Raw genomic sequence first — 22059 nt, 5'->3', positions numbered from 1 at the left:
CATCGCAAAACAAAAATTCTTTACCGGAAAATAATGAGAACCCCCATTTGGGGGATACGAAAGAAAAAGCGCGGACCAGCGCCCGTCGGCGCATTTGTGAGAAGGTGATTTGAATTGACAATGAGAACGGCGAAGAAAGTGATGCTGGCGGCGATCCTGACACTTTCGGCGCCGCTGTGCCGCGCCGAAACCGGAGGCGAGCGAGCCGACGTCGATCAGCAGATAAGCTATTGGTTTCACTCAGGTTTACAGAGATTGCCGCGGTCGGGTCCGCCTACTCATTTGCGCTGGCGCGCGGCGCGTATCCAAACGCCTTCGCGGTCGATGCAGCTCTCTCCCGGACGCCCCGAATGCAGTTCGTTGGCCTGTCCCGGCTTCATTCTTCTCGGCGTCGGCTTTTAATCATTCTAACAAGTATTCTTTTGGAAACGTTGTCCCGGCAAAAAATCAAACATTCGCTCACGGGAACTTGAAGAAAATCCTGCAACCTTTACCGGGGCAAATCATTATCAGCGCATGTGATAACTTGTCATGAGAAAGATGATCATGAGCGCTGCAACAGAGACCAAAAAGTCCTCGACCTCTACTCGCGGCTTTGCGTCAATGGATCCGGAAAAGCAGAGAGCCATCGCGCGCAAGGGCGGCGAGAGCGTTCCGCACGAAAAGCGGAGTTTCTCGCAAAATCCCGGCTTGGCCGCGGAAGCCGGCCGCAAGGGCGGGCAGAGCGTCAACCCGAACAAGCGCAGCTTTTCCCGCAATCACACGCTCGCCTCCGAGGCCGGCCGCAAAGGCGGTCATGCTTCGCACGGTGGTCCTCGCAAGGCGACGAGCGAAGCCTGACCTCAACGCCCTTGGCGCTGTTTGAGGATCGGGAGTCGTGGAGCGGCGGCAAGCGGCTTTGTCCGCGCCGCTCTCTCCCTCTCGTCGCGCAGATATTCTCGCTCAACTACGGCCGCGAAGAACTGCGGCGGTCTTTGTGATTGATTGACACTCATCGTGCGGGCCGTTTAGGACCGTGAGGGTTGCGCTGGAAGCCCTTGAGCGGCGGCCGTGAAATCACGATGAACAGCTTGGATCAGCTTTTTTCCGCCGCGATGGCGGCGCGGGCCAACGCATACGCGCCCTATTCGGGTTTTGCCGTGGGCGCCTCGCTTCGCACACGGTCTGGCGCGGTTTTTTCTGGCGCTAACGTTGAGAATGCCTCCTATCCTGTGGGAACCTGCGCGGAGGCCAGCGCGATTTCCGCCATGGCGCTCGCCGGGGAACGGCTCATTTTTGAAATCCTCATTGTCGCCGACGGCGAGGCGCTGGTGACGCCCTGCGGCGCTTGCCGCCAGAGAATCCGCGAGTTCGCCGCTGCGGATGCCAAAATTCATGTCGCCGGCCTCGACGGATTACGCGCGAGTTTCACGCTCGACCAACTCCTGCCCTATGCCTTTGGACCAAGCGTCGGAAAAGTCTCGCCATGAGGCAGTTGGCTTCAGCCAGTTCATGCACAAAACACTTTTGGGTTGGCGTCGTGAGAATCTTTCGTAAATGATCTTGCCGCAGGAGATCATTCGCCGCAAACGCGGCGGCGCACCTCTGCGCGCGGAAGAGATCGAAGCCTTCGTTCGCGGTCTGACCAATGGATCGGTCAGCGACGCCCAGGCGTCCGCTCTGGCGATGGCGATCTTCTTCAATGGGATGGATCGCGACGAATGCGCCGCCCTGACGCTCGCGATGGCGCGGTCTGGAACGCTGCTCGACTGGCGTGCAGCGAAATTGCCGGGCCCCGCCATAGACAAGCATTCGACCGGCGGAGTCGGCGACCTTGTGAGCCTCATCCTAGCCCCTGCGGCGGCGGCTTGCGGCCTTTACGTGCCCATGATCGCGGGCCGCGGCCTCGGCCACACCGGCGGCACCATCGACAAACTGGAGTCAATTCCGGGCTACACGACGCAGCCCGGAAAGGAACGTTTCATCGATGTCGTACGCCGCTGCGGCTGCGCCATCATCGGCCAGACGGCGGATCTGGCGCCCGCGGACCGGAAGCTTTACGCAATCCGTGACGTCACCGCCACGGTCGAGTCGATCCCGCTCATCACCGCGTCCATTCTGTCAAAAAAACTCGCCGCTGGTCTGGAAGGCCTCGTCCTCGACGTCAAGACGGGCTCCGGGGCCTTTTTGCCGTCCCCTGATGACGCGCGCGAGCTGGTCGGTTCGCTCCTTGAGGTCGGCGCGCGGCTGGGGCTCCCGGTCAGGGTTCTGGTCACCGATATGAACGAACCGCTCGCATCCTCCGCGGGAAATGCGCTTGAAGTCATGGCGGCGATCGATTTCCTGACCGGAACCAGGACGGACCCGCGTCTCCAGGAGGTCGTGCTTCAACTGGGCGTCGAGATGCTGCGGCTCGCGGACAAGACCCTTGGGGCCGATGAAGCCGCACGCTCTCTGCAAAAAGCGATCGCCAGCGGCGCCGCGGCGGAGCGTTTCGGAAAAATGGCGTCGGCGCTGGGCGCGCCTTCCGACCTTATGGAGCGGCCGCGCGCGCATCTTACACCCGCAGCGGTGATCCGCCCGGTTTATCCCCGCCGGCGGGGGCATGTCGTTGCAATCGACGTTCGCGCGCTCGGTCTTTGCGTGGTTCATCTTGGCGGCGGCCGGCGCGCCGCCGGCGCGGCCATCGATCCCAGCGTGGGGCTCAGCATGCTCGCGCGGATCGGAGCCTTCGTGGACGAAAACGCGCCGATCTGCATGGCGCACGCATGCGATGAGGCCGCCGCCGCCGCCGCTGCGGAAATGATCGCCGGTGCCTACCGCGTCGCGGACGAGCCATCAGCCCTTGCCGCGCATCCTCTGATCACGCGGATCACTTCTTAAAGCAGGTTCCCGAAGGCGAACAGGGGCCGAGGATGTCCGGAAGGTGAAGAGGCCCGGAGCTGAAGAGGTCCGGAAACAAAAAAGCCCCGGCATTACCGCCAGGGCCATAGTGTGCGAAGGTCTAGGTTCAAGCCGCGCGAAGGTTGCCGGCTGAAGACTTGCCCGTACGCTTGTCAGCGATCACTTCGTAGTTGATCTTCTGGCCTTCTTGAAGGTGACGCAGGCCGGATTGCTCCACCGCGCTGATGTGAACGAACACGTCCTTGCCGCCATCGTCTGGCTGAATGAAGCCGTATCCTTTGTCCGGATTAAACCACTTCACAGTTCCCGTAGTCATTAGGCTATCCTTGAGTCGAAAAAAATAGACGCCAAACTAAGCTGACGCCGGTTGCATCGTTGTTTTAAGGAGGAGGTCGTCAGCAGACGCAAACAAATGCGGGGCCTAGCCGTCGGCAAAAACACGACACCATCCATCATATGACCACAAGCGGATCAAAACAAGGGGTGTATTGATCACTTTGCAAATTCGATAGGCAAGCTGAAGCGTGGCTTTCACACGCGCTGGCCTTCCGCTCTCGCCAATAATTCTTGCGTCGGGGTTTTCTCTACCGGGGAAACCTTGTATGAAAAGACAAAAAAGAAACCGAAACCGTCCTTGAACTGCTCTACCTACGGCTCTCGTTGGGACCTCTCCCGCAAATCTATCGTTCCCTTTTGGCGATAAGACCAAGCGATAAGTCGGATGATAGGCCGTGAAGTGTACAGGGGCCGGAAGATTAGAAGGGCCTTGAATAGCGAGGCTCTGAAAATAAAGGGGCCGCCTGCGTTGCCACAAGCGGCCCAAGTCAAGGGAGGAAACGCCCAAGGAGGGCATCGGCGACAACATCGTTGCCGCACCGCAATAATATGCACGTGCGTCGCACAAAAAGCAAGAGGCGCTGACCTATTTTTTTGGGAACTTTCCTCAATAAAGCCTAACTCAATGTTCTGATTTATATTTTTCTCGAAGAGCGCGAGCGGGCCCAAGCCCATTGGGGGAGTTCCTTCGTCGCCGTCTTCGCGCGATTGTAATCAATCGCGCTTTGCCTTAGCTAACGCTACGGCCGCCCTTGCGCATGGCCTTTGACCTTCTGAGAAGGCCCTGAATGACAGCCGTGGACTTCACCGCCTTCGTGGAACGACTCGCCGACCTCGCCAGCGCGACGATCCTGCCGTTTTTCCGCACTTCTCTTGGCTCAAAAGACAAAAACGTCGGCGGGATGTTCGATCCGGTGACGGAGGCGGATCACGCCGCCGAGGCGGCGTTGCGCCGGGTGATCCAGGACACCTTTCCAAATCACGGAATCATCGGTGAGGAATTCGGTTCGATCCGGGCCGACGCCGACTACGTCTGGGTGCTCGATCCCATCGACGGAACGAAGAGCTTTATCGCCGGTCTGCCGACATGGGGCGTTCTGATCGGACTGCTGCATCGAGGACGGCCGACTTATGGCGTGATGGTTCAGCCTTTCACGCGGGAGCGTTTTATCGGAGACGGCGAGAGCGCGATCTGGCGCGGGTTCGGCCCGGATCACAAATGGACGGAGCGCAAGCTTTCGGCGCGGATCTGCGACGATCTTGGGCAGGCGACGATTATTACGACCTCTCCGCTGCTGTTCCAACCGGAGAAGCTCGAGGCGTTCCGCCGGGTCGAGGCAAGGGCGCGGCTGTCGCGCTATGGCGGCGATTGCTACGCCTTCGCGATGCTCGCCGCGGGCCACGCCGATTGCGTCGTCGAATCGGGCCTTCAAATGTATGATATCGCCGCGCTCATCCCGATCATCGAGGGCGCCGGCGGGATTGTGACGACCTGGGACGGCGGCAGCGCGACCGGGGGCGGCGACATCGTCGCCTGCGGCGGCGCGGGTCTTCATGGGCAAGTGCTGGACCTGCTGCGCGGAGACTGAGGGGCCCCGTCGGCGCGCGGCAAAGAAAAAGCGCCGGACGAGGAACGCCCGGCGCTTTCAGCTCAACCGCCCGCAATTCCGGGCGGTCACGGATCAGGGTCCGCCTATTCCATCGCCCGGAGCACGGAATCGGCCACTTTCTTGGCGTCGCCGAAGAGCATTTTCGTGTTGGGCCGGAAGAACAATTCGTTCTCGACGCCCGCATATCCTGAACCCATGCCGCGCTTGACGAAGAGGACCGCCTTGGCGAGTTCGACATCAAGGATCGGCATTCCGTAGATCGGCGACGCCGTGTCGGTCTTGGCGGCGGGGTTGGTGACGTCGTTCGCGCCGATGACGAGGGCGACGTCCGCGTCCTTGAACTCGGGGTTGATTTCCTCGAGTTCGAACACTTCGTCGTAAGGAACGTTGGCCTCGGCGAGGAGGACGTTCATGTGCCCGGGCATGCGCCCCGCGACCGGATGGATCGCGTATTTGACGTCGGCGCCGTTCTTTTTCAGCACGTCGGCGATTTCGCGGACCGCGTGCTGCGCCTGCGCGACCGCCAGACCGTAGCCGGGAACGATGATGACGCGCTTCGCCGCCTTCAGCAATTTGCCGGCCTCTTCCGGAGTGGCCTGCTGAACCGAACGGGTTTCTTTTCCGGCCTCGCCTGCTTCGCCCGGAGGGGGAGCCGCGACTTCGCCGCCGAAGCCGCCAAGGATCACGGAAATGAATGACCGGTTCATTCCCTTACACATCACGTAGGAGAGGATCGCGCCGGACGAGCCGACGAGCGCGCCGGTGATGATCAGGGCGAGGTTTCCGAGCGTGAACCCGACCGCCGCCGCCGCCCAGCCCGAATAGGAATTGAGCATGGAGATGACGACCGGCATGTCGGCGCCGCCGATCGGAATGATGACGAGCACGCCGAGCGCGAACGCCGTCAGGGCGATTAGCCAGAACACGAAATGGCCTTCGGTCATCATGAAGGCGAAGATGAAGACGAACAGCAGCGCGGCGAGGCCGATGTTGATCACGTGCCGGTTGGGCAGCATGATCGGCGCGCCCGACATTTTGCCGTCGAGTTTGAGGTAGGCGATAATGGAGCCGGTGAAGGTGATCGCGCCGATCGCCGCGCCGAGCGCCATTTCAAGCAGGCTTCCGGCATGAATTCCGCCCGGAATCCCAAGGCCGAAAGCTTTTGGCGCGTTGAGCGCGCTGGCCGCCACAAGAACAGCCGCGAGACCGACCAGCGCGTGGAAAAACGCGACCAGCTGCGGCATTTCCGTCATTTTGATCGTGCGCGCGCGCCAGACGCCGATTGCGCCGCCGATCGCGATGCCGACCACCACCAGGAAGAACGAGAAGAAGCTGGCCGGAAACTGGTACAGCAGCGTCGTGATGATGGCGATCGCCATGCCGATGACGCCGAAGCGATTGCCTTCCCGGGCTGTCTCAGGCGAACCCAGTCCGCGCAGGGCGAGAATGAAAAGAATGCCGGAGATGAGATAGAGCAGGGCTGCGAAACTTGCGTTCATCGGTTCAGCCCTTTTTCTTGAACATGGACAGCATGCGCTCGGTCACGAGGAAGCCGCCAAAAATATTGACCGATGCGAGGATCAGGGCGAGGAAGCCATAGAAACGCGCCGTGCCCGCGCCGTCGTCCGCGCTGGTCACCTCGACGCCGGCCGAAAGCAGGGCTCCGACGACGATGACCGACGAAATGGCGTTGGTGACCGACATCAGCGGCGTATGCAGCGCCGGCTTCACCGACCAGACGACGTAATAGCCGACGAAGACCGCCAGCGCGAAGATCGCCACCCGAAAGATGAACGGATCGATTGCGCCGCCGCTCAAGCCGTGAGCGCCCGCCGCGAACTGATCGGCATAGGCTTGGGCGCTGTCGGCCGCCTGACGCGCGGCCGCGGCCGCCGCTTTCAGCTTTTCGAGCGTTTGGGGGTCTAGTTCGGACGCCATCGGGATCCCTCCTCTTCAGATTTCGGTTAGCTCGCCGCCTGGAAACGCGGATGCGGCAGAGCGCCATCCTTGGTCAGCAAAGTGGCTTTGACGAGTTCATCGTCCCATTTGATGGCGAGCGTATGCGTTTCCTTGTCGATCAGCGTTTCGGCAAAGGCGAAAAGATTCTTCGCGTAGAGCTCCGAGGCGGTCGCCGGAGCCCGGCCGGCGCCGTTGACGCTGCCGATGATCTTGACGCCGTTCTCACTGGTGACGGTCTCGCCTGGCTGGGTCAGTTCGCAATTGCCGCCGCGTTCGGCGGCGAGATCGACGATGATCGAGCCGGGGCGCATCGAGGCCACCATGTCCGCCGTGATCAGCACCGGCGCCGGACGGCCGGGAATCAGCGCCGTCGTCACGACGATGTCCTGTTTGGAAATATGCGAGGCGGTCAGGGCCCGCTGCTTTTCCTGGTATTCGGACGACATTTCCTTGGCGTAGCCGGCCGCCGTTTCAGCCTGCTTGAATTCCTCGTCCTCGACCGCGATGAATTTCGCGCCGAGCGACAGAACCTGCTCCTTGGTGGCTGGCCGGACGTCGGTCGCGGTCACGACCCCGCCGGTCCTGCGGGCGGTGGCGATCGCCTGCAGACCCGCGACGCCGACGCCCATGATGAAGATCTTCGCCGGGGGAACCGAGCCGGCGGCTGTGGTCATCATCGGGATGACCCGTTCATAGGCGGCCGCGGCCTCGATGATCGCGCGATAGCCCGCGATGTTCGCCTGGCTCGACAGCACGTCCATCACTTGCGCCCGGGTGATGCGCGGCATCAGTTCCATGGCGAAGGCGCAAACGCCTTCCGACGCGAGCGCCTGCAATTCGCTGACATATTCATAGGGGTCCATGATGGCGATCACGGCGGCGCCGGGTTTCGCGCCCCTGATTTCGCTGGACGTCGGACGCTGCACGCGCAAAACGATGTCCGCTCCGCTCACCGCCGAAGCGGCGTCCGGCGCAATGACGGCTCCGGCCTTCTCATAGGCCGCGTCGGCGACGCCGGAGCGTTCGCCAGCGCCGGTCTCGACGGCGACTTCCGCGCCAAGGCCGATGAACTTTTTTACGGTTTCGGGAGTGGCCGCGACGCGGCTTTCCGCGGGATCGGTCTCGGCGGGAATGGCGATGCGCATGAAAATCTCCCTTCGGTCGTGTCTGATGACATCTTGATTGGAGGCGCGCCTTGTTACGGGCACGATTGGAGAGCGGGCGGTGAAGGCCGTCCGCTCAAACCGAATTCAGCCCCAAAGGAAAGCGAGCAGAATCAGAATGGCCACTGATGTGGCCGCGCTATATTTCATGAGCTTGATGAACATCGCATAGGTCCGCGCGTGTTCGTCGTCGATGATGTCCGCGTGAGCTGCGGGATGGGCGTCGTTCTCGGCCATTGCGCCTGTCTTTTTGCGGTTTAAACCGAACGTAGCTTTCGCAATGATTTTCGCTCCATGCAAGAGGGAAGCGAAACAAAACTGCCGATTTCTTGTGCAGATTCGCCGCGGACGAGGCGAAAGCCTTGCCGAACGGAAATTTACCGGGCCGGATCGAGACCGGCCGCCGCGAGGGCCTTGCCCTGGCGTTCGCGCAAAGCCTCTTCAGAATATGTCCCGATCGTCTCGTTGAACAGCCTGTAAAAGTTCAGCCGGGCGTCGAGATGGAGGAAGGCGCCGCCAAGGCCGATCGCGGCGCGATCCATGAAAACGAATTCGCGCGGCACCCTGACCGGGCCGCTGCGCTTCAGCGCCTGATGCACGCGGAACGCCTCCTTGCGGCCGTACTGGCCGGGGGCGATTCCATCGGCGATCGTGCGCACCCGGTCGTCGAGCAGAGGCCCGTAAATGAACCTCGCCCAGATGTTCAGGATTTCGGCGAGCTCCTTGGTCAGCCCGTGAAACCCCCAGCTTTCGTAGGCGTGAAACGTGCGCGCGAAATCGCCATGCAGCAGCCCTTCGTATAGATCCGTCACGCCGCCGACGAAGTTCGGCTTGAAGATCCGGATGCAGCCGTAATCGAGGAGATTGATCCCCGCCGCCTCGGCGCCAGCGCCGCCTTGATCGCGGAAGACGGTGTAATTCCCAAGGTGCGGATCGCCATGGATGACGCCGAACTGGCTGAACGGCGTCCACCACGCCTTGAACATCGCGCTGGCGATGCGGTTGCGCGAGGCTTCGCTCGACTCCTTGAAATCGAGGAGTTTCTCCCCCTCGAGCCAGTCCATCGTCAGCAGACGGTCGGTCGAGAGATCCGGCCGCACGCGCGGCACCCGGATATCGCCGAGCCCGGACAGGATGCCGTGGTAAAGCGCCGCGTGTTTGGCTTCGCGGCCATAGTCCAGTTCTTCCCGGACCCTTTCTGCGATCTCCTTCGCGATCTCGCGCGTGTCGATCACCGGATCCATCCGGCGATGGACGGCGAACAGGACGTCGAGCTGCCTCAGATCGACCTCGACGGCCGATTTCATGTCGGGGTATTGAAGTTTGCAGGCGAGGGCCTCGCCGTCCACGCCGACCGCGCGATGCACCTGGCCGAGCGAGGCCGCCGCCGAGGGATGAGACTCGAACGTCGAAAACCGGCCGCGCCACGCGGGGCCCAGCTCGGCCTGCATCCTGCGCTTGACGAACGCCGCGCCCATCGGCGGCGCAGCGCTCTGCAAATTCTGGAGCTCCTCCGCATATTCCGGCGGCAGCAGGTCGGGAATGGTCGCCATCATCTGCGCGACCTTCATCATCGGGCCTTTCAGCGTCCCCAGCGCCTGCGTCAGGGCCGCCGCGTTCGAGGCGTTCGCCCCCTGCGCGCCAAGCAGGCGGGCCCCGGCGATCCGCGCGGCGACGCCCCCGACATTCGCGCCGACGCGCGCGTAACGCACCGCCCGCGCTGAAAACCGGTTGGCCTCGTTATCCTTCATGCGGTCGCGCCCAAGTCTCGCTCATCCAAGGCTCGCTTAAATGGTTCAAGGCCAAGACTTTCTCACGGGCGCGCTTCAGACGCCAAGGCGCAAGCATAGAGGACTGGAGACCCAGCCTATATGGGCCGAACGAGACCCCGCCGCCAGTGCGCCCGACGTCGCGGGGCGGGGGAGCGCCTTTATGACGATCAGGGGCGCCGGATGGATCGCGCGAAAGGGCGGCTTTCAGCGAAGAGGAATCCGGCGTCGCCCCAGCGGGCCGGTTCGCGCCCATTGCGCTCGGGGCGCACGTTCAAATCCTGACCGGGCCGCAAATCCTGACCGGGCCGGAGGGCGTCAGCCCGCGGCTTTGGCTTTTTGCGCCGCGACATGGGCCTTGTTCAGCTGGACCATCCTTTCGCGATGATCGATCAAGTCGAAGCCCATCGTCTTCGCGAGCTTGAGCAGCTCCTCATGGTCCACGCCGATCTTGGCCTGCGCCAGCGCGAAGATGATCATTGAACGCATGCCTGTCCGGCAGGTGGCGAGGATATTGCCATCGCCGGCCTGTTTGATCGCCTCGGCCATCGCGGCGATCTGTTCATCGGAGATTTGGGTCGGAACCACTGGAATATGGACATAATCCATGCCCACGGATCGGGCCGCCGCTTCGATTTCCGCCGAGGACATCTGGTCATCGGATTCGCCGTCGGGCCGGTTGTTGATGATCAAATTCATCCCGCCCTTGGCCACTTCCTCAATGTCGCGATTGCCCCGCTTCGGGGCGACGGCGATAAAGATCCTGTCGCCAACCTGTTTGACCATGTCGTCCTCCGTTTCCGAACCAAAGGCACGACTGGTGCTTCTCCTCTCAGCACGAGTAAATGTCGCGGTTCAGTGTATGCTGCATTCGTGAATCGACCACCGGCGTCACACTCGCAAGAAACATGCTCAAGCCCCCGGAATCATCTCCCGCCGGGGGTATGCTCAAGCCGCCAAGGGCATGCCGACGAGACCGTCGCCGTTGCGCCGATTCGGCTTCCGACATTTGCTCCGGCTTCCGACATGAATGTCGGCTTCTAACCCAATGTCGGCGATCCCTCTTCACGCCAAAACCGGACGGTCCCGTATCGGCCAAGGCCGGTCGAACGGCGCGACTTCTGAAACCGCGCCGGGCTTCCCGAACTGGTTTCCCCGACAGATCCCGGCTATCCTTCGTCGATGCCTGCTCAAAATCCCTCGTCCGCCGCTGGCGCCGGCCGCACCCCGGCGGGAGCGGGGTTCGTGCATTTGCACGTCCACAGCTCGTTTTCGCTGCGCGAAGGCGCGATGCCGATCGGCGCCCTCGCCAAATTCACGATCGCCGACAAGATGCCGGCGCTCGCCATCACCGACACCAATAATCTGTTCGGCGCGCTGGAATTCTCCGAAAAGCTCGCGAAAGAGGGCGTGCAGCCGATCATCGGATTGCAGGCGACGCTCGAATTCGGCGACGGCGCCTCGCTTGGCGCGCGCGGGGCCGAGAATGGCGCGGGCCGCGCCGCGATCGTGCTTCTGGCGCAAAGCCGCGAGGGCTATCTGAACCTGATGCATATCGCCTCGCGCGTCTGGCTGAACCCCGCGCCGGGCGATACGCCGCATGCCGGCGTCACTCTGATCGAGGGACGCACGGAAGGGCTGATCGCGCTGTCGGGCGGTCCGGACGGCCCCCTCGACCGCGCCTTCGCCCTCGATCATCCGGAGATCGCGCTGTCGCGCTCGCAAGCGTTGCAGAATCTGTTCCCCGGCCGGCTCTACATCGAACTGCAGCGCCACGGGCTAGCAAGCGAACGCGCGATCGAGCCGCGCCTGCTCGATCTCGCCTACCGGCGCTCGCTTCCGCTCGCCGCCGCCAACGAGGTCTATTTCGCCGCCGCCTCCGATTACGAAGCGCATGACGCGCTGATCTGCATCGCCGAAGGAACCGTCGTCGGGGATGGCGCAAGGCGTCAGCTTTCGCCCGAGCACCGGTTCAAGACCCGCGCGGAAATGCTCGCCTTGTTCAGCGATCTGCCGGAGGCGACGCGCAACACCGTCGAGATCGCGCAGCGCTGCGCCTACCGGCCGCTGACCCGCAAGCCGCTGCTGCCGCGTTTTGGCGTCGGCGAGGCCGCCGACGAGGCCGGCCAGTTGCGCGCCGAGGCGAAGGCGGGGCTTGCGGCGCGGCTCGCGGCGCATGGGGCGGCCCCGGGATTTTCCGCGAGCGATTACGAGGAGCGCCTCGACTTCGAGCTCGCCGTCATCGTCAAGATGAATTTTCCGGGCTATTTCCTAATCGTCGCCGATTTCATCAAATTCGCCAAGTCGAAAGACATCCCGGTCGGCCCCGGGCGCGGCTCGGGAGCGGGATCGCTCGTCGCCTATGCGCTGACGATCACCGATCTCGACCCGATCCGCTTCGGCCTGCTGTTCGAGCGCTTCCTCAATCCCGATCGCGTGTCGATGCCTGATTTCGACATCGACTTCTGTCAGGACCGCCGCGACGAGGTGATCGCCTATGTGCGGGCGCGCTACGGCGCCGACAAGGTGGCGCAGATCATCACCTTCGGCTCGTTTCTGGCGCGCGGGGTGATGCGCAACGTCGGACGCGTTCTGGAAATGCCGCTCGGCCAGGTTGACCGGCTGGCGAAGATGGTGCCGCAGAATCCGGCCGCGCCGGTCAATCTCAAACAGGCCGTCGAGGCCGAGCCGCGATTGAAGGAGGCGGCGGAAAACGAGCCGCGGGTGGCGAAAATGCTGCAAATCGCGCAAACGCTCGAGGGGCTCTACTCCAACGCCTCCACCCATGCGGCGGGGATCGTCATCAGCGACCGGCCGCTCGAGGAACTCGTGCCGCTCTACCGCGACCCGAAGTCCGACATGCCGGCGACCCAGTTCAACATGAAATGGGTGGAGCCCGCGGGTCTCGTCAAATTCGATTTTCTCGGCCTCAAGACGCTGACGACGCTCGCCGTCTGCGTGAGGCTGCTCGCCCGTCGCGGCGTCGCGGTCGAACTCGACAAGCTGCCGCTCGACGACCAGAAAACCTACGACATGCTGAAACGCGGCGAGACGGTCGGCGTGTTCCAGCTCGAAAGCGCTGGCATGCGCAAGGCGCTCGTCGAGATGCGGGCCGACCGGATCGAGGACATCATCGCCCTCGTCGCGCTCTATCGGCCCGGGCCGATGGCGAATATCCCGACCTATTGCGCGGTCAAGCTCGGCGAGGAGGAGCCGAACTACATCCATCCCAAAATCGAGTCCGTCCTGAAGGAAACCTTCGGCGTCATCATCTACCAGGAACAGGTGATGCAGATCGCGCAGATCCTCTCCGGCTATTCGCTGGGCGAGGCGGACCTCCTGCGCCGCGCGATGGGCAAGAAGATCAAGGCCGAGATGGACGCGCAGCGCAACCGGTTCGTCACCGGCGCGGTGGACAATGGCCTGACGAGGGCCAAGGCCGACGAGATCTTCGATCTGCTCGCCAAGTTCGCCGACTACGGGTTCAACAAGAGCCACGCCGCCGCCTACGCCCTCATCGCCTACCAGACCGCCTGGTTCAAGGCGAATTATCCGGTCGAGTTCCTCGCCGCGTCGATGACGCTCGACAAATCCAACACCGACAAGCTCGCCGAATTCTGCAACGAGGCGCGGCGGATGAACATCGCGGTTCTGCCGCCCTCGGCGCAAAGTTCGAGCGCCGATTTCGAGCCAGCCGGAAATGATTCCGGACCCGCGATCCGTTACGCGCTCTCCGCCATCAAGGGGGTCGGACAGGGGCAGGCCCTGGCGCTCTGCGCCGCGAGGGACAAGGCGCCGTTCAGGGATCTTGCCGATTTCGCCGCAAGATTGAACCCGCGCGAGATCGGCAAGAAGATGCTCGAAAGCCTCGCCTGCGCGGGCGCGTTCGACGAACTGGAGCAAAGCCGCGCCCGTATTTTCGGCGCGGTGGAATCAATCCTCGCCGCCGCCAGCCGGCGCGACGAGGAGCGCCGCGCCGGGCAGGCGGCGCTGTTTGGCGGAGATTCGACGGATCGCCTGCCACTCCCCAAGACCGAGCCATGGCCGCTGACCGAGCGGCTGCGGCGGGAGTTCGACGCCGTCGGCTTCTTCCTCTCCGGCCATCCGCTTGACGCTTACGGCGCCGTCCTGGCGCGCTTGCGCGTGCAGCGCTGGGCTGACTTTTCCCGCGCTGTCAAAGCCGGCGCCTCCGCGGGGCGCGTCGCCGCGACAGTTCTCGACCGCGCCGAGCGGCGGACCAAGTCGGGATCGAAAATGGGGGTCGTGCAACTCTCCGATCAATCCGGACAATATGAAGCGATCCTGTTTCAGGAAGGCCTCAACGAATACCGGGATCTTCTCGAGAAAGGCGCTTGTCTTCTGCTCGGGCTGCAGGCCAACGTCGAGGGTGAGGACGTGCGCGCGCGGATCGTGTCCGCCGAGCCTTTGGACAAGGCGGCGGGACGCGTGCAAAAAGGGCTGCGGATCGTCCTGCGCGACGAATATCCCCTGGCGGCGCTCGCAAAAAACTTGAGCGCGCGCGGCGACGGCGAGGTCGCGCTGGTTCTCGAGACCGCGAGCGGCGAAGTCGAAATAAAGCTTCCCGGAAAGTATCTCGTGACGCCGCAGGTCGCCGGCGCGCTCAAGGTCATTCCGGGAATCGTGGCGGTCGAACACGTCTGAGTTTCAGCGAACCGGGGGATCTCTATGACTACGCTTTACTGGGCGCCGCGCACGCGGTCGCTGCGCGCTCTGTGGGTGCTGGAAGAATCCGGCGCGCCTTACGTGCGCGTGCGCCTCGATCTCTTCGCCGGCGAGCAAAAGACTCCGCACTTCCGGGCGATCAACCCGATGGCCAAGGTTCCGGCGCTCGCGGACGGGGCGCTGAATATCGCCGAGTCCGGAGCGATCTGCGCCTATGTCGCGGAAGCCTTCCCGGACGCCGGCCTCGCGCCGCCGGTCGGCGATCCCGCGCGCGGGCGCTACCTGCAATGGCTGTTCTTTTCGCCGGGCTGCGTCGAACCCGCCTTTCTCGCCAAATCGGCCAATGTTTCGGTGCGGCCCGAGACGGCGAGCTTTGGCGATTTCGACCGGGTGTTCGATGTCCTCGAAGCGGCGGTAGAGCCTGGCCCCTGGCTACTCGGTGAACAGTTCACGGCGGCCGACGTCATGATCGGCCTCGATCTCTATTTCGGGATCGATGTGTTCAAGCTCGTTCCCGAACGCCCGGCCCTGCGGGCCTATGTCGACAGATGCCTCGCCCGCCCGGCCCTGCGCCGCGTAAGAGCCATCGAGGCGGCGGAGGGGTGAGGCCTCGTTGGACGCGGCCCAGAGCGCGCCGCTCGCCTGCGTAGCGATCCGGCGCGAGGGCTCGCCGCATGTCAACTCGCCGCATGTGTCAGACGCGAATGCGCGCCGAAGGCGCTGGAACGGCGTCTGCCCGGCGGCGTTCCGCTGATTTCGGCGTGGCGACGTTTCGCTTTCGGCGTGGAAGGATCAAACGATGCGAAAGATGGCCTGTTATTGCGACCGTTGCGCTATTGCCGCCGATTGGCGCCTGCAGCCCTCGAAGCACAACGCCCGGTTCTTCGAACTCTCTGTGTCGTGTCATGGCGAAACCGAGCGCTTCATGGTCGCCGCCGCCTCGCTGGTCCATGCGCGCGATCCGGCGACGGGGCGAGAAATCGGCGCGCCGCTGTTCGTCATCGCGTTCGAGGGAGAAAAACCCCGCCTCGACGTCAAGTTGATCGAGCCGGCGCCGCAATCGCTGAGCATCCGGCTCTCAAATCCCACCAACCGGCTGGTCGGGGAGTAAATTCGCCCGGCCAGGCTGGAGATTTTCGCCGGCTGGTATATTCATTGACGATGAAAGCGAAGAACTTCATCGTCAAGGGCCGCCCCGAACTTCCCGAGTCCGGCGATCATCCAAAGCTCGATTTCGCCGATTACGAGCGGCGGCTCGCGACGTTGCAGGGCGTGCTTCAACTGACCCAGCAGGCCTATCTTGGAACGCCCCGGCGTGCGGTCATCGTGCTCGAAGGCTGGGACACAGCAGGCAAGGGCGGCCTCGTTCGCCGTCTCGGTTGGGCGCTCGATCCGCGCAGTTTCAAGGTCCATCCGATCGCCGCGCCAAACGAGATCGAGCGCGGCCAGCTTTATCTCGAGCGATTCTGGCTCCGTCTGCCGGCAAAAGGGCAGATCGTCGTTTTCGACCGGTCGTGGTACGGCCGGGTCCTCGTCGAGCGGGTCGAGGGGTTCGCCGCGAAGAAGGACTGGAAGCGCGCCTATCGCGAGATCGGCGAATTCGAACGCATGCTGGTTGATTCCGGCGTGCACCTCGTGAAAATTTTCCTTCACATCACCGCGGACGAGCAGATGCGGCGTTTTCGCGACCGTCTGCTCAATCCCTCGAAACGCTGGAAACTCTCCTACGAGGATTTCCGCAACCGCGCCCGCTGGAAGGATTACGAGGCCGCGATCGAGGACATGATGGAGGAGACCTCGACCGATCATGCGCCCTGGAGCCTTATTCCGGCGAACAACAAGCCGTTTGGCCGGGTGGCGGCGCTTAAAGTTCTTGCCGACGTCCTCGGCGAGGATGTGCCGCTGGAGCCGCGCCCGATCGACCCTGCTTTGCTCGAGGAAGCCAGGCGTGCGCTGGGCCTGTCTGACGCCGATATGGAGCGGGTGGCGAACGGGACGAAGAAACCCAAGGCGGTCGCGGCGCCGGAATCTGCGAAGAAATGACGGAGGAGCCGCTCTCACCTTGGGCGCTCGTCTCGACCGAAACGCCCGACGCCTGTGGAAGAGAGTTCAATACAAAACATATAATACTGCCGCCAATAATATTATACTACAGCTAAGCTAGAATTCTGGCTCTCAAGCGCTTCCAGATCGCATGTAGTCATGCGATCGATCAGAAATCGCTCCAGAGTCAAAAGCTTGAGCATATTTTTGTCGATTGGATTGGTTCAATCCGACCGGAATATGCTCTAGTAAGCTTGGGCGTCGCTTAAAATCATCACATTTTTATGATTATAGACTTGATTATGAGGGCGTTGAACTGTAAGAAAATAATCCATTCGGCTTGAACTGAGCCGCTAATCTCTGCATTCTGGAGAGACAAGCCTGGATGGCGAATAATAGAGACGATTTCAAAATCTCCGATCGAGAAGAACTCGAGAGAGCGACGGCGTCAGCTTCTTCCTTTGTTCAATCAGCTTCTTCCTTTGTTCAGAATATCCACACAATCGCGTTGGAAACGGCGAGTTACGCCAAGACAGCTTTCGAGGACGGCGCAGCTTATTTCGAAAAGCTCGGTCAGGCCAAATCCTTCGAAAGCGCGCTTCAATTGCAGGCGGATTACGCCCGGGCGTCCTGCGAGGCGTTCGTGACGCAGGCGGCAAGGGTCGCCGAACTTTACGCGAGGCTTGGCGAAGAGGCGCGCAAGCCGTTCGAAACGATCCTCGCGAAGGCCGGGAGCGGCAAGACCTAGCCTCATTGTTCACCGCACGGGCCCGGCGCGCGGAACCCGCGCAAACGTTGGCGCGAGCGACAGCCGGCCCGTGGCTTTCAATCCGCGACAGAATCCACCCGCGACCGCGACGTGAAAGAGACGCGCCCAGGCGACACGGCGGGGTGGCCGGATCTTTGCACGCGCTGCATTCAACCAATTTCAGGGAAAACATCGGCAATGAAGAATCTTAGATTGTTGTGCGCGGCGGCCGCCGCGCTCACCTCGTCCCTCGCCCTCGGCGCCTGCACGCCGGACATGCCGGTGAGCGTCGACCGCACAATGTCGCCGCAGGCCGAAGCCGCCACGGGGGCCGTCCAGACCAACCTCCTGGTGAAGGGCGTCGCCGACGTGGTCACGATCACGAGCCTTGCGGCAAATCACGGAACCTGCGTCCTGACGGCCGCCGCCGTCAGTCTTCCCTACACGCTGAAAGCCGGGGATGTGTTGCAGGCGCAGGCGAATTGCGCCGACCCGGTGCTCGAGGTCGAGACCAGCCTTGGCACATGGACCTTCACCTTCCCGCATATCGTCCAGTATTTCACGTGAGGGGGAGGGTTTGGCGAAAAGTCGCGTCCGAATGACCTGGCGTTGATCGAGAGGCGAAGCATGCGCTGAATCTACATTGGCCGGCGCACGTTCGGCTTATGCTCCATGCCGTCTTGTAGAGATGGAAAATCGCGCTTGCCAGCCTAAGCTCCGGAAGCAATGATCCGTATTGACTCTCCTGCCGGATACAATGGGACGTTTTTCAAACTGACGCCGCCCGCCGCCGGGAAGACGCAATGGACCGAGGCCTCCTACAGCTTCAACGGCGCCAACGGGTCGAACCCGATGGCCAGCCTCACCTCCTACAACGGCGCGCTCTACGGTACGACGTACAGCGGCGGCCCTTGCAACTGCGGCACGGTCTTCAAGATTCAATGGCCTTAGTCACCTCCTTTAATCGGAGGGAGGCCGCCGCGACTCAAAACCGCGGGAGGTCCGGGATCTCCAGGCCCGGGATCTCAAGGTCCGGAAGCGGCGAGCTTCCCGCGTGGTGCGCAGGCCCAGCTCGGCGCAGCCGAAGAAACGCCTTGCCCAGATTGAGCAGGCGCTTCCCGACTCGGGGTCGCCCTCAGACCCCTCACGCCTTCTTCACGAACTCGGTCTTCAGCACGAGGCCCTTGACCTGTTTCGTGTTGGCCTCGATCTCGCCCGGGTTGCCGTTCAGTTGAATATTCTTGATCAGCGTTCCGCGCTTGATCGTCTCCGACGTGCCCTTGACCTTCAGATCCTTGATGAGGGTGACGGAATCGCCGTCCGCCAGCTTCGCGCCGTTGCTGTCTTTCACAATGATGTCGTCTGTCACGCTGCACCCGCCTGATTCGCCGCAGTAAGAGCCTTGGGACATTTGCTTACGCAATTCGCGGCGATTGATCCATCCGGACCCGCCCTCAAAACCTCGGCAGGTCCGGAAAGGGCAGGTTTCCCGCATGCACATGCAGCTTTCCAAGCTCGGCGCAGCGGCGCAGCTGCGGAAACACCTTGCCGGGGTTGAGCAGGTGCTTGGCGTCAAAGGCGCATTTGACCCGAATCTGATGATCTAGATCGACCTCGTTGAACATCACCGGCATCAGGTCGCGCTTCTCGACGCCGACGCCGTGTTCGCCGGTCAGCACCCCGCCGACCTCGACGCAGAGACGCAGGATATCGGCGCCGAAATCCTCGGCGGCCTGCAATTCGCCCGGCTTGTTGGCGTCGTAGAGGATCAGCGGATGCAGGTTCCCGTCGCCGGCGTGAAACACGTTGGCGACCCGCAGCCCGTGCTTTTCGGACAGGTCGCGCATCCCGGCGAGAACGCGCGGCAATTGCTTGCGCGGGATGGTGCCGTCCATGCAGAGATAATCGGGCGAGAGCCGCCCGACGGCGGGGAAGGCCGCCTTGCGCCCGGCCCAGAACAGAAGACGCTCTTCGTTTGAGGTTGAAATCCGGCATTGCGTCGCGCCGCGCTTCAGGGCGATGGCCTCGACAAGCCCGACGAGGTGGTCGACCTCGACCGGCGGTCCGTCGAGTTCGACGATGAGCAGCGCCTCGGCCTCGCGCGGATAGCCGGCGTGAACGAAATCCTCCACCGCCGCGATGGCCGGCCGGTCCATCATCTCCATGCCGCCGGGGATGATTCCGGCGGCGATGACGTCGGCCACGCAGGCGCCCGCCGCCTCGCTGGAGTCGAAGGCGATCATCAAGGCCCGCGCGGTCTCCGGCGCGCGCAGGATGCGGACAATGACCTCGGTGACGACGCCCAGCATTCCTTCCGAGCCGACGACGAGGCCGAGGAGGTCGTAGCCGTCCTGGTCGAGCCAGCGTCCGCCAAGCCGCACGATCTCGCCGGTCATGAGCACGAGTTCGACGCCGAGCACATTGTTGGTGGTGAGGCCGTATTTGAGGCAATGAACGCCGCCCGAATTTTCCGCGACATTGCCGCCGATCGAACAGGCGATCTGCGAGGAAGGGTCCGGCGCGTAATAGAAGCCGCGATGCTCGACCGCGCGGGTGATGGCGAGATTGGTGACGCCCGGCTCGACCACGGCGATCCTGTCGTCGAAATCGATTTCCTTGATGCGGTTGAACTTCATCATGGAGAGAAGTACCCCGTCCTCGAGCGGCAGAGCGCCGCCGGACAGCGAGGTTCCGGCCCCGCGCGGGGCGACCTTGACGTTGTTCTCGTGGCAATAGGCCAAAACGGCGCGGACCTGGTCGACGGTCTCGGGCAGGACGACGACCATGGGAAGCGCGCGGCGCGCTGTGAAAGCGTCGGACTCATAGGCGCGCCGTCCGATCGCCGCGTCGATCACGCCCTCGCCGGGCACAATCTTTTTGAGGGCGGCGACGATCGTCGCGCGGCGGGAGAGGACGTCGTGATCGATCTCGATGGCTTGCATCGCATGCGGCCTTTTTGGCGCGCGGGATTGCTGCAAGGGACGAAACGCGCTGAAGGACACAATGGCGCCGTCCGCCGCAGGCCCGCAAGGGGTTGCGCCAAGAACAAGCGAAATCACGCTGGCGTTCCGCTGCGGCGCCCCTTACATTCGCCCGGCGGAGCTGCGGGGTTCGTGCTGGATCAGTATTCCCGGGGCCTTATCGATCTCAAAGGGAGCTGTCCCTGGCCTTGCCCGTGGGCTCGGCCACATGGCGCCCACCTACGTTGTAGGTTCCCGGGATCGATGTCCCACGGCCATCGCGGCCCCGCGCTTACGTCCCGTCCCGCCCTCGAAATCGTCCACAACCCGAACCTCCCTCAAGATGTCCTCTTCCTCCCTCAAGGCCTCGTCCTCCCTCAAGGCCGCTCTTCGCGCCGAGGCCCTGGCGCGCCGCCGCGCCGAGAGCGAGGACAACGCCGCCGCCCTCGCCGCGCATCTCGCGGGAGCCGGGCTGCGGCTGGTCCAGGACAGGAGCCCGGCAATGGTTTCGGCTTTTTCCGCGCTCGCGGAGGAAGCCTCGCCGCTGCAGCTTATGCAAGCGCTGGCGTCGGCCGGGATCGCGACCGCCCTGCCGGTGACCGGGCCGCGCGGAACGCCGCTCGTGTTCCGGAAATGGCGCTATGGCGATCCGACGGTCGCGGGAAAAATGGGAATTCTGGAGCCCCTGGCGAGCGCGCCGGAGGTTGATCCCGATTTTCTGTTCGTCCCGCTCGCCGCCTTCGACCGCAGCGGCCAGAGGATCGGCTACGGCGCGGGCTATTACGATCGCAGCCTCGAAAAATTGCGCGCCATGAAACCTGTCTGCGCGATCGGCGTCGCCTTCGCCAGCCAGGAGATTCCCAAGGCTCCGCACGAGGCGCATGATCAACCGCTCGATTACGTACTGACGGAGCGCGAATTGATCGACTGCCGGAGTTTTCCGGCGTAGTGAGGGGCTTTCCGGCGAAAATCGCGCGGATCATGTGGCCTGAGCATTGCCTCCGAGCAGGCGAGCCTCCATTTCTCTTTGTGCACTCAGGCTTGGTCTGGACAACAAGATGCGGCTTCTCTTCGTTGGCGATGTCGTTGGCCGGGCGGGACGCGCCGCGCTGACGAGCCAATTGCCCCGGCTGAGGGAGGATTGGAGCCTCGACCTCGTGATCGTCAACGGCGAGAACGCCGCCGGCGGCTTCGGCATCACCGAGGCGATCTGCGCCGAGTTTTTGAATGCGGGGGCGGATTGCGTGACTTTGGGCAATCACGCGTTCGACCAGCGTGAGGCGCTGGTTTTCATCGCCCGCGAGCCGCGCCTGATCCGGCCGCTGAATTACCCGCGCGGGACGCCCGGCCATGGCGCCAATCTGATCGAGACCGCCGCCGGCGCCCGCGTTCTCGTCATCAACGTGATGGGCCGCGTCTTCATGGACGCGATGGACGATCCGTTCGCCGCCGTCGAGCGCGAACTCGGCGCCTGTCCGCTGGGCGCGGGCTGCGACGCAGTGTTCGTCGATTTTCACGCGGAGGCGTCGAGCGAAAAACAGGCGCTCGCCCATTTCGTCGACGGCCGCGCGTCGCTCGTCGTCGGGACGCATACGCATGTCCCGACGGCGGATCATCAGATCCTGCCGCAGGGGACGGGCTATATGACCGACGCCGGCATGACCGGCGACTACAATTCCGTGATCGGGATGGAAAAGGACGAGCCCGTGCGCCGGTTCACGACCAAGCTGCCGGCGGCGAGGTTTGAGCCCGCCGGCGGAGCCGCGACGCTTTGCGGCGTCGCCGTCGAACTCGACGCGAGGGGGCTCGCAATCGACATTGCGCCGGTCCGCATCGGCGGGCGGCTGTCGCAGGCGCGCCCGCATTTCTGGGAAAAGGCCAAAGTCGCTGAATTGTCATGAGAGG

General features: G+C 63.1%; 23 protein-coding genes and 1 other RNA gene. 15 read left to right on the top strand and 9 right to left on the bottom strand.

Annotated elements, in window-relative coordinates; genetic code table 11:
* Positions 1-120: 120 nt before the first annotated feature.
* From BM177_RS09905 to deoA, 4 genes are all read left to right on the top strand, one after another.
* Entirely contained in the window at positions 121-402 is a 282-nt protein-coding gene (locus BM177_RS09905) for a hypothetical protein (protein WP_091681664.1), read from the top strand.
* A gap of 144 nt (positions 403-546) precedes the next feature.
* Positions 547-840: a con-10 family general stress protein gene (locus BM177_RS09900; RefSeq protein ID WP_091681828.1), complete on the top strand. Its 294-nt coding sequence runs from the start codon at positions 547-549 to the stop codon at positions 838-840.
* A 221-nt stretch (positions 841-1061) separates the two neighbouring features.
* Positions 1062-1469 carry a cytidine deaminase gene (gene cdd / locus BM177_RS09895; protein ID WP_091681825.1) on the top strand — a complete coding sequence of 136 codons (408 nt, stop codon included), beginning with the start codon at positions 1062-1064 and terminating at the stop codon, positions 1467-1469.
* 67 nt (positions 1470-1536) lie between these two features.
* The gene (deoA, locus tag BM177_RS09890; RefSeq protein WP_210185899.1) at positions 1537-2862 is read left to right on the top strand and encodes a thymidine phosphorylase; all 1326 of its coding nucleotides are present in this window, start codon (positions 1537-1539) and stop codon (positions 2860-2862) included.
* A 127-nt stretch (positions 2863-2989) separates the two neighbouring features.
* Here deoA and BM177_RS09885 read toward each other — a convergent pair whose 3' ends face one another.
* Entirely contained in the window at positions 2990-3199 is a 210-nt protein-coding gene (locus BM177_RS09885) for a cold-shock protein (RefSeq protein WP_012590813.1), read from the bottom strand.
* A gap of 808 nt (positions 3200-4007) precedes the next feature.
* Between BM177_RS09885 and hisN the strand changes: the two genes are divergently transcribed.
* Entirely contained in the window at positions 4008-4808 is an 801-nt protein-coding gene (gene hisN / locus BM177_RS09880) for a histidinol-phosphatase (protein ID WP_091681662.1), read from the top strand.
* A 104-nt stretch (positions 4809-4912) separates the two neighbouring features.
* On the opposite strand, the gene BM177_RS09875 is transcribed toward hisN, so the two are convergent.
* From BM177_RS09875 to BM177_RS09850, 6 genes are all read right to left on the bottom strand, one after another.
* Complete coding sequence (locus BM177_RS09875) at positions 4913-6328, bottom strand: NAD(P)(+) transhydrogenase (Re/Si-specific) subunit beta (protein WP_091681660.1); 1416 nt, start codon at positions 6326-6328, stop codon at positions 4913-4915.
* A gap of 4 nt (positions 6329-6332) precedes the next feature.
* A complete protein-coding gene (locus tag BM177_RS09870) occupies positions 6333-6767 on the bottom strand; it encodes an NAD(P) transhydrogenase subunit alpha part 2 (RefSeq protein WP_091681658.1) in 435 nt (144 codons plus the stop codon).
* Positions 6768-6793: 26 nt separating this feature from the next.
* Complete coding sequence (locus BM177_RS09865) at positions 6794-7933, bottom strand: Re/Si-specific NAD(P)(+) transhydrogenase subunit alpha (protein WP_091681656.1); 1140 nt, start codon at positions 7931-7933, stop codon at positions 6794-6796.
* A 105-nt stretch (positions 7934-8038) separates the two neighbouring features.
* A complete protein-coding gene (locus tag BM177_RS09860; protein ID WP_139223582.1) occupies positions 8039-8188 on the bottom strand; it encodes an aa3-type cytochrome c oxidase subunit IV in 150 nt (49 codons plus the stop codon).
* Between the two features lie 140 nt (positions 8189-8328).
* Positions 8329-9702: an ABC1 kinase family protein gene (locus BM177_RS09855; protein ID WP_091681652.1), complete on the bottom strand. Its 1374-nt coding sequence runs from the start codon at positions 9700-9702 to the stop codon at positions 8329-8331.
* Between the two features lie 336 nt (positions 9703-10038).
* Entirely contained in the window at positions 10039-10506 is a 468-nt protein-coding gene (locus BM177_RS09850; RefSeq protein ID WP_091681649.1) for a TIGR01244 family sulfur transferase, read from the bottom strand.
* 396 nt (positions 10507-10902) lie between these two features.
* Between BM177_RS09850 and dnaE the strand changes: the two genes are divergently transcribed.
* From dnaE to BM177_RS09815, 7 genes are all read left to right on the top strand, one after another.
* Positions 10903-14382: a DNA polymerase III subunit alpha gene (gene dnaE / locus BM177_RS09845; RefSeq protein WP_091681647.1), complete on the top strand. Its 3480-nt coding sequence runs from the start codon at positions 10903-10905 to the stop codon at positions 14380-14382.
* 24 nt (positions 14383-14406) lie between these two features.
* On the top strand, positions 14407-15009 hold the full coding sequence (locus tag BM177_RS09840) for a glutathione S-transferase family protein (RefSeq protein WP_091681645.1): 603 nt from the start codon (positions 14407-14409) through the stop codon (positions 15007-15009).
* A 193-nt stretch (positions 15010-15202) separates the two neighbouring features.
* Positions 15203-15514, top strand: coding sequence for a hypothetical protein (locus tag BM177_RS09835; protein WP_139223581.1), 312 nt, complete (start codon positions 15203-15205; stop codon positions 15512-15514).
* Positions 15515-15564: 50 nt separating this feature from the next.
* A complete protein-coding gene (locus BM177_RS09830; protein ID WP_091681641.1) occupies positions 15565-16446 on the top strand; it encodes a polyphosphate kinase 2 family protein in 882 nt (293 codons plus the stop codon).
* 385 nt (positions 16447-16831) lie between these two features.
* Entirely contained in the window at positions 16832-17194 is a 363-nt protein-coding gene (locus tag BM177_RS09825) for a phasin family protein (RefSeq protein WP_091681639.1), read from the top strand.
* A 198-nt stretch (positions 17195-17392) separates the two neighbouring features.
* Positions 17393-17761, top strand: a complete 369-nt coding sequence (locus BM177_RS09820; protein WP_091681637.1) for a hypothetical protein — start codon at positions 17393-17395, stop codon at positions 17759-17761.
* A 159-nt stretch (positions 17762-17920) separates the two neighbouring features.
* On the top strand, positions 17921-18145 hold the full coding sequence (locus BM177_RS09815; protein WP_091681634.1) for a choice-of-anchor tandem repeat GloVer-containing protein: 225 nt from the start codon (positions 17921-17923) through the stop codon (positions 18143-18145).
* Positions 18146-18338: 193 nt separating this feature from the next.
* On the opposite strand, the gene BM177_RS09810 is transcribed toward BM177_RS09815, so the two are convergent.
* Both BM177_RS09810 and BM177_RS09805 read right to left on the bottom strand, forming a co-directional pair.
* Positions 18339-18563: an alkylphosphonate utilization protein gene (locus BM177_RS09810; RefSeq protein ID WP_091681820.1), complete on the bottom strand. Its 225-nt coding sequence runs from the start codon at positions 18561-18563 to the stop codon at positions 18339-18341.
* 85 nt (positions 18564-18648) lie between these two features.
* Positions 18649-20136, bottom strand: coding sequence for an FAD-linked oxidase C-terminal domain-containing protein (locus BM177_RS09805; protein ID WP_091681817.1), 1488 nt, complete (start codon positions 20134-20136; stop codon positions 18649-18651).
* A gap of 154 nt (positions 20137-20290) precedes the next feature.
* Between BM177_RS09805 and ssrS the strand changes: the two genes are divergently transcribed.
* The 3 genes from ssrS to BM177_RS09790 all read left to right on the top strand — a co-directional run bounded on the left by ssrS (position 20291) and on the right by BM177_RS09790 (position 22055).
* A non-coding RNA gene (gene ssrS, locus BM177_RS09800) (6S RNA) lies at positions 20291-20445 on the top strand.
* 52 nt (positions 20446-20497) lie between these two features.
* Complete coding sequence (locus tag BM177_RS09795; protein WP_091681632.1) at positions 20498-21103, top strand: 5-formyltetrahydrofolate cyclo-ligase; 606 nt, start codon at positions 20498-20500, stop codon at positions 21101-21103.
* A gap of 109 nt (positions 21104-21212) precedes the next feature.
* A complete protein-coding gene (locus BM177_RS09790; RefSeq protein WP_091681630.1) occupies positions 21213-22055 on the top strand; it encodes a TIGR00282 family metallophosphoesterase in 843 nt (280 codons plus the stop codon).
* The last annotated feature ends 4 nt before the right edge of the window (positions 22056-22059 follow it).

Origin of the sequence: Methylocapsa palsarum (assembly GCF_900114285.1) — a bacterium.
In the GTDB taxonomy this organism is placed as follows: domain Bacteria; phylum Pseudomonadota; class Alphaproteobacteria; order Rhizobiales; family Beijerinckiaceae; genus Methylocapsa; species Methylocapsa palsarum.
This window is presented reverse-complemented; position numbering and strand designations above follow the sequence as displayed.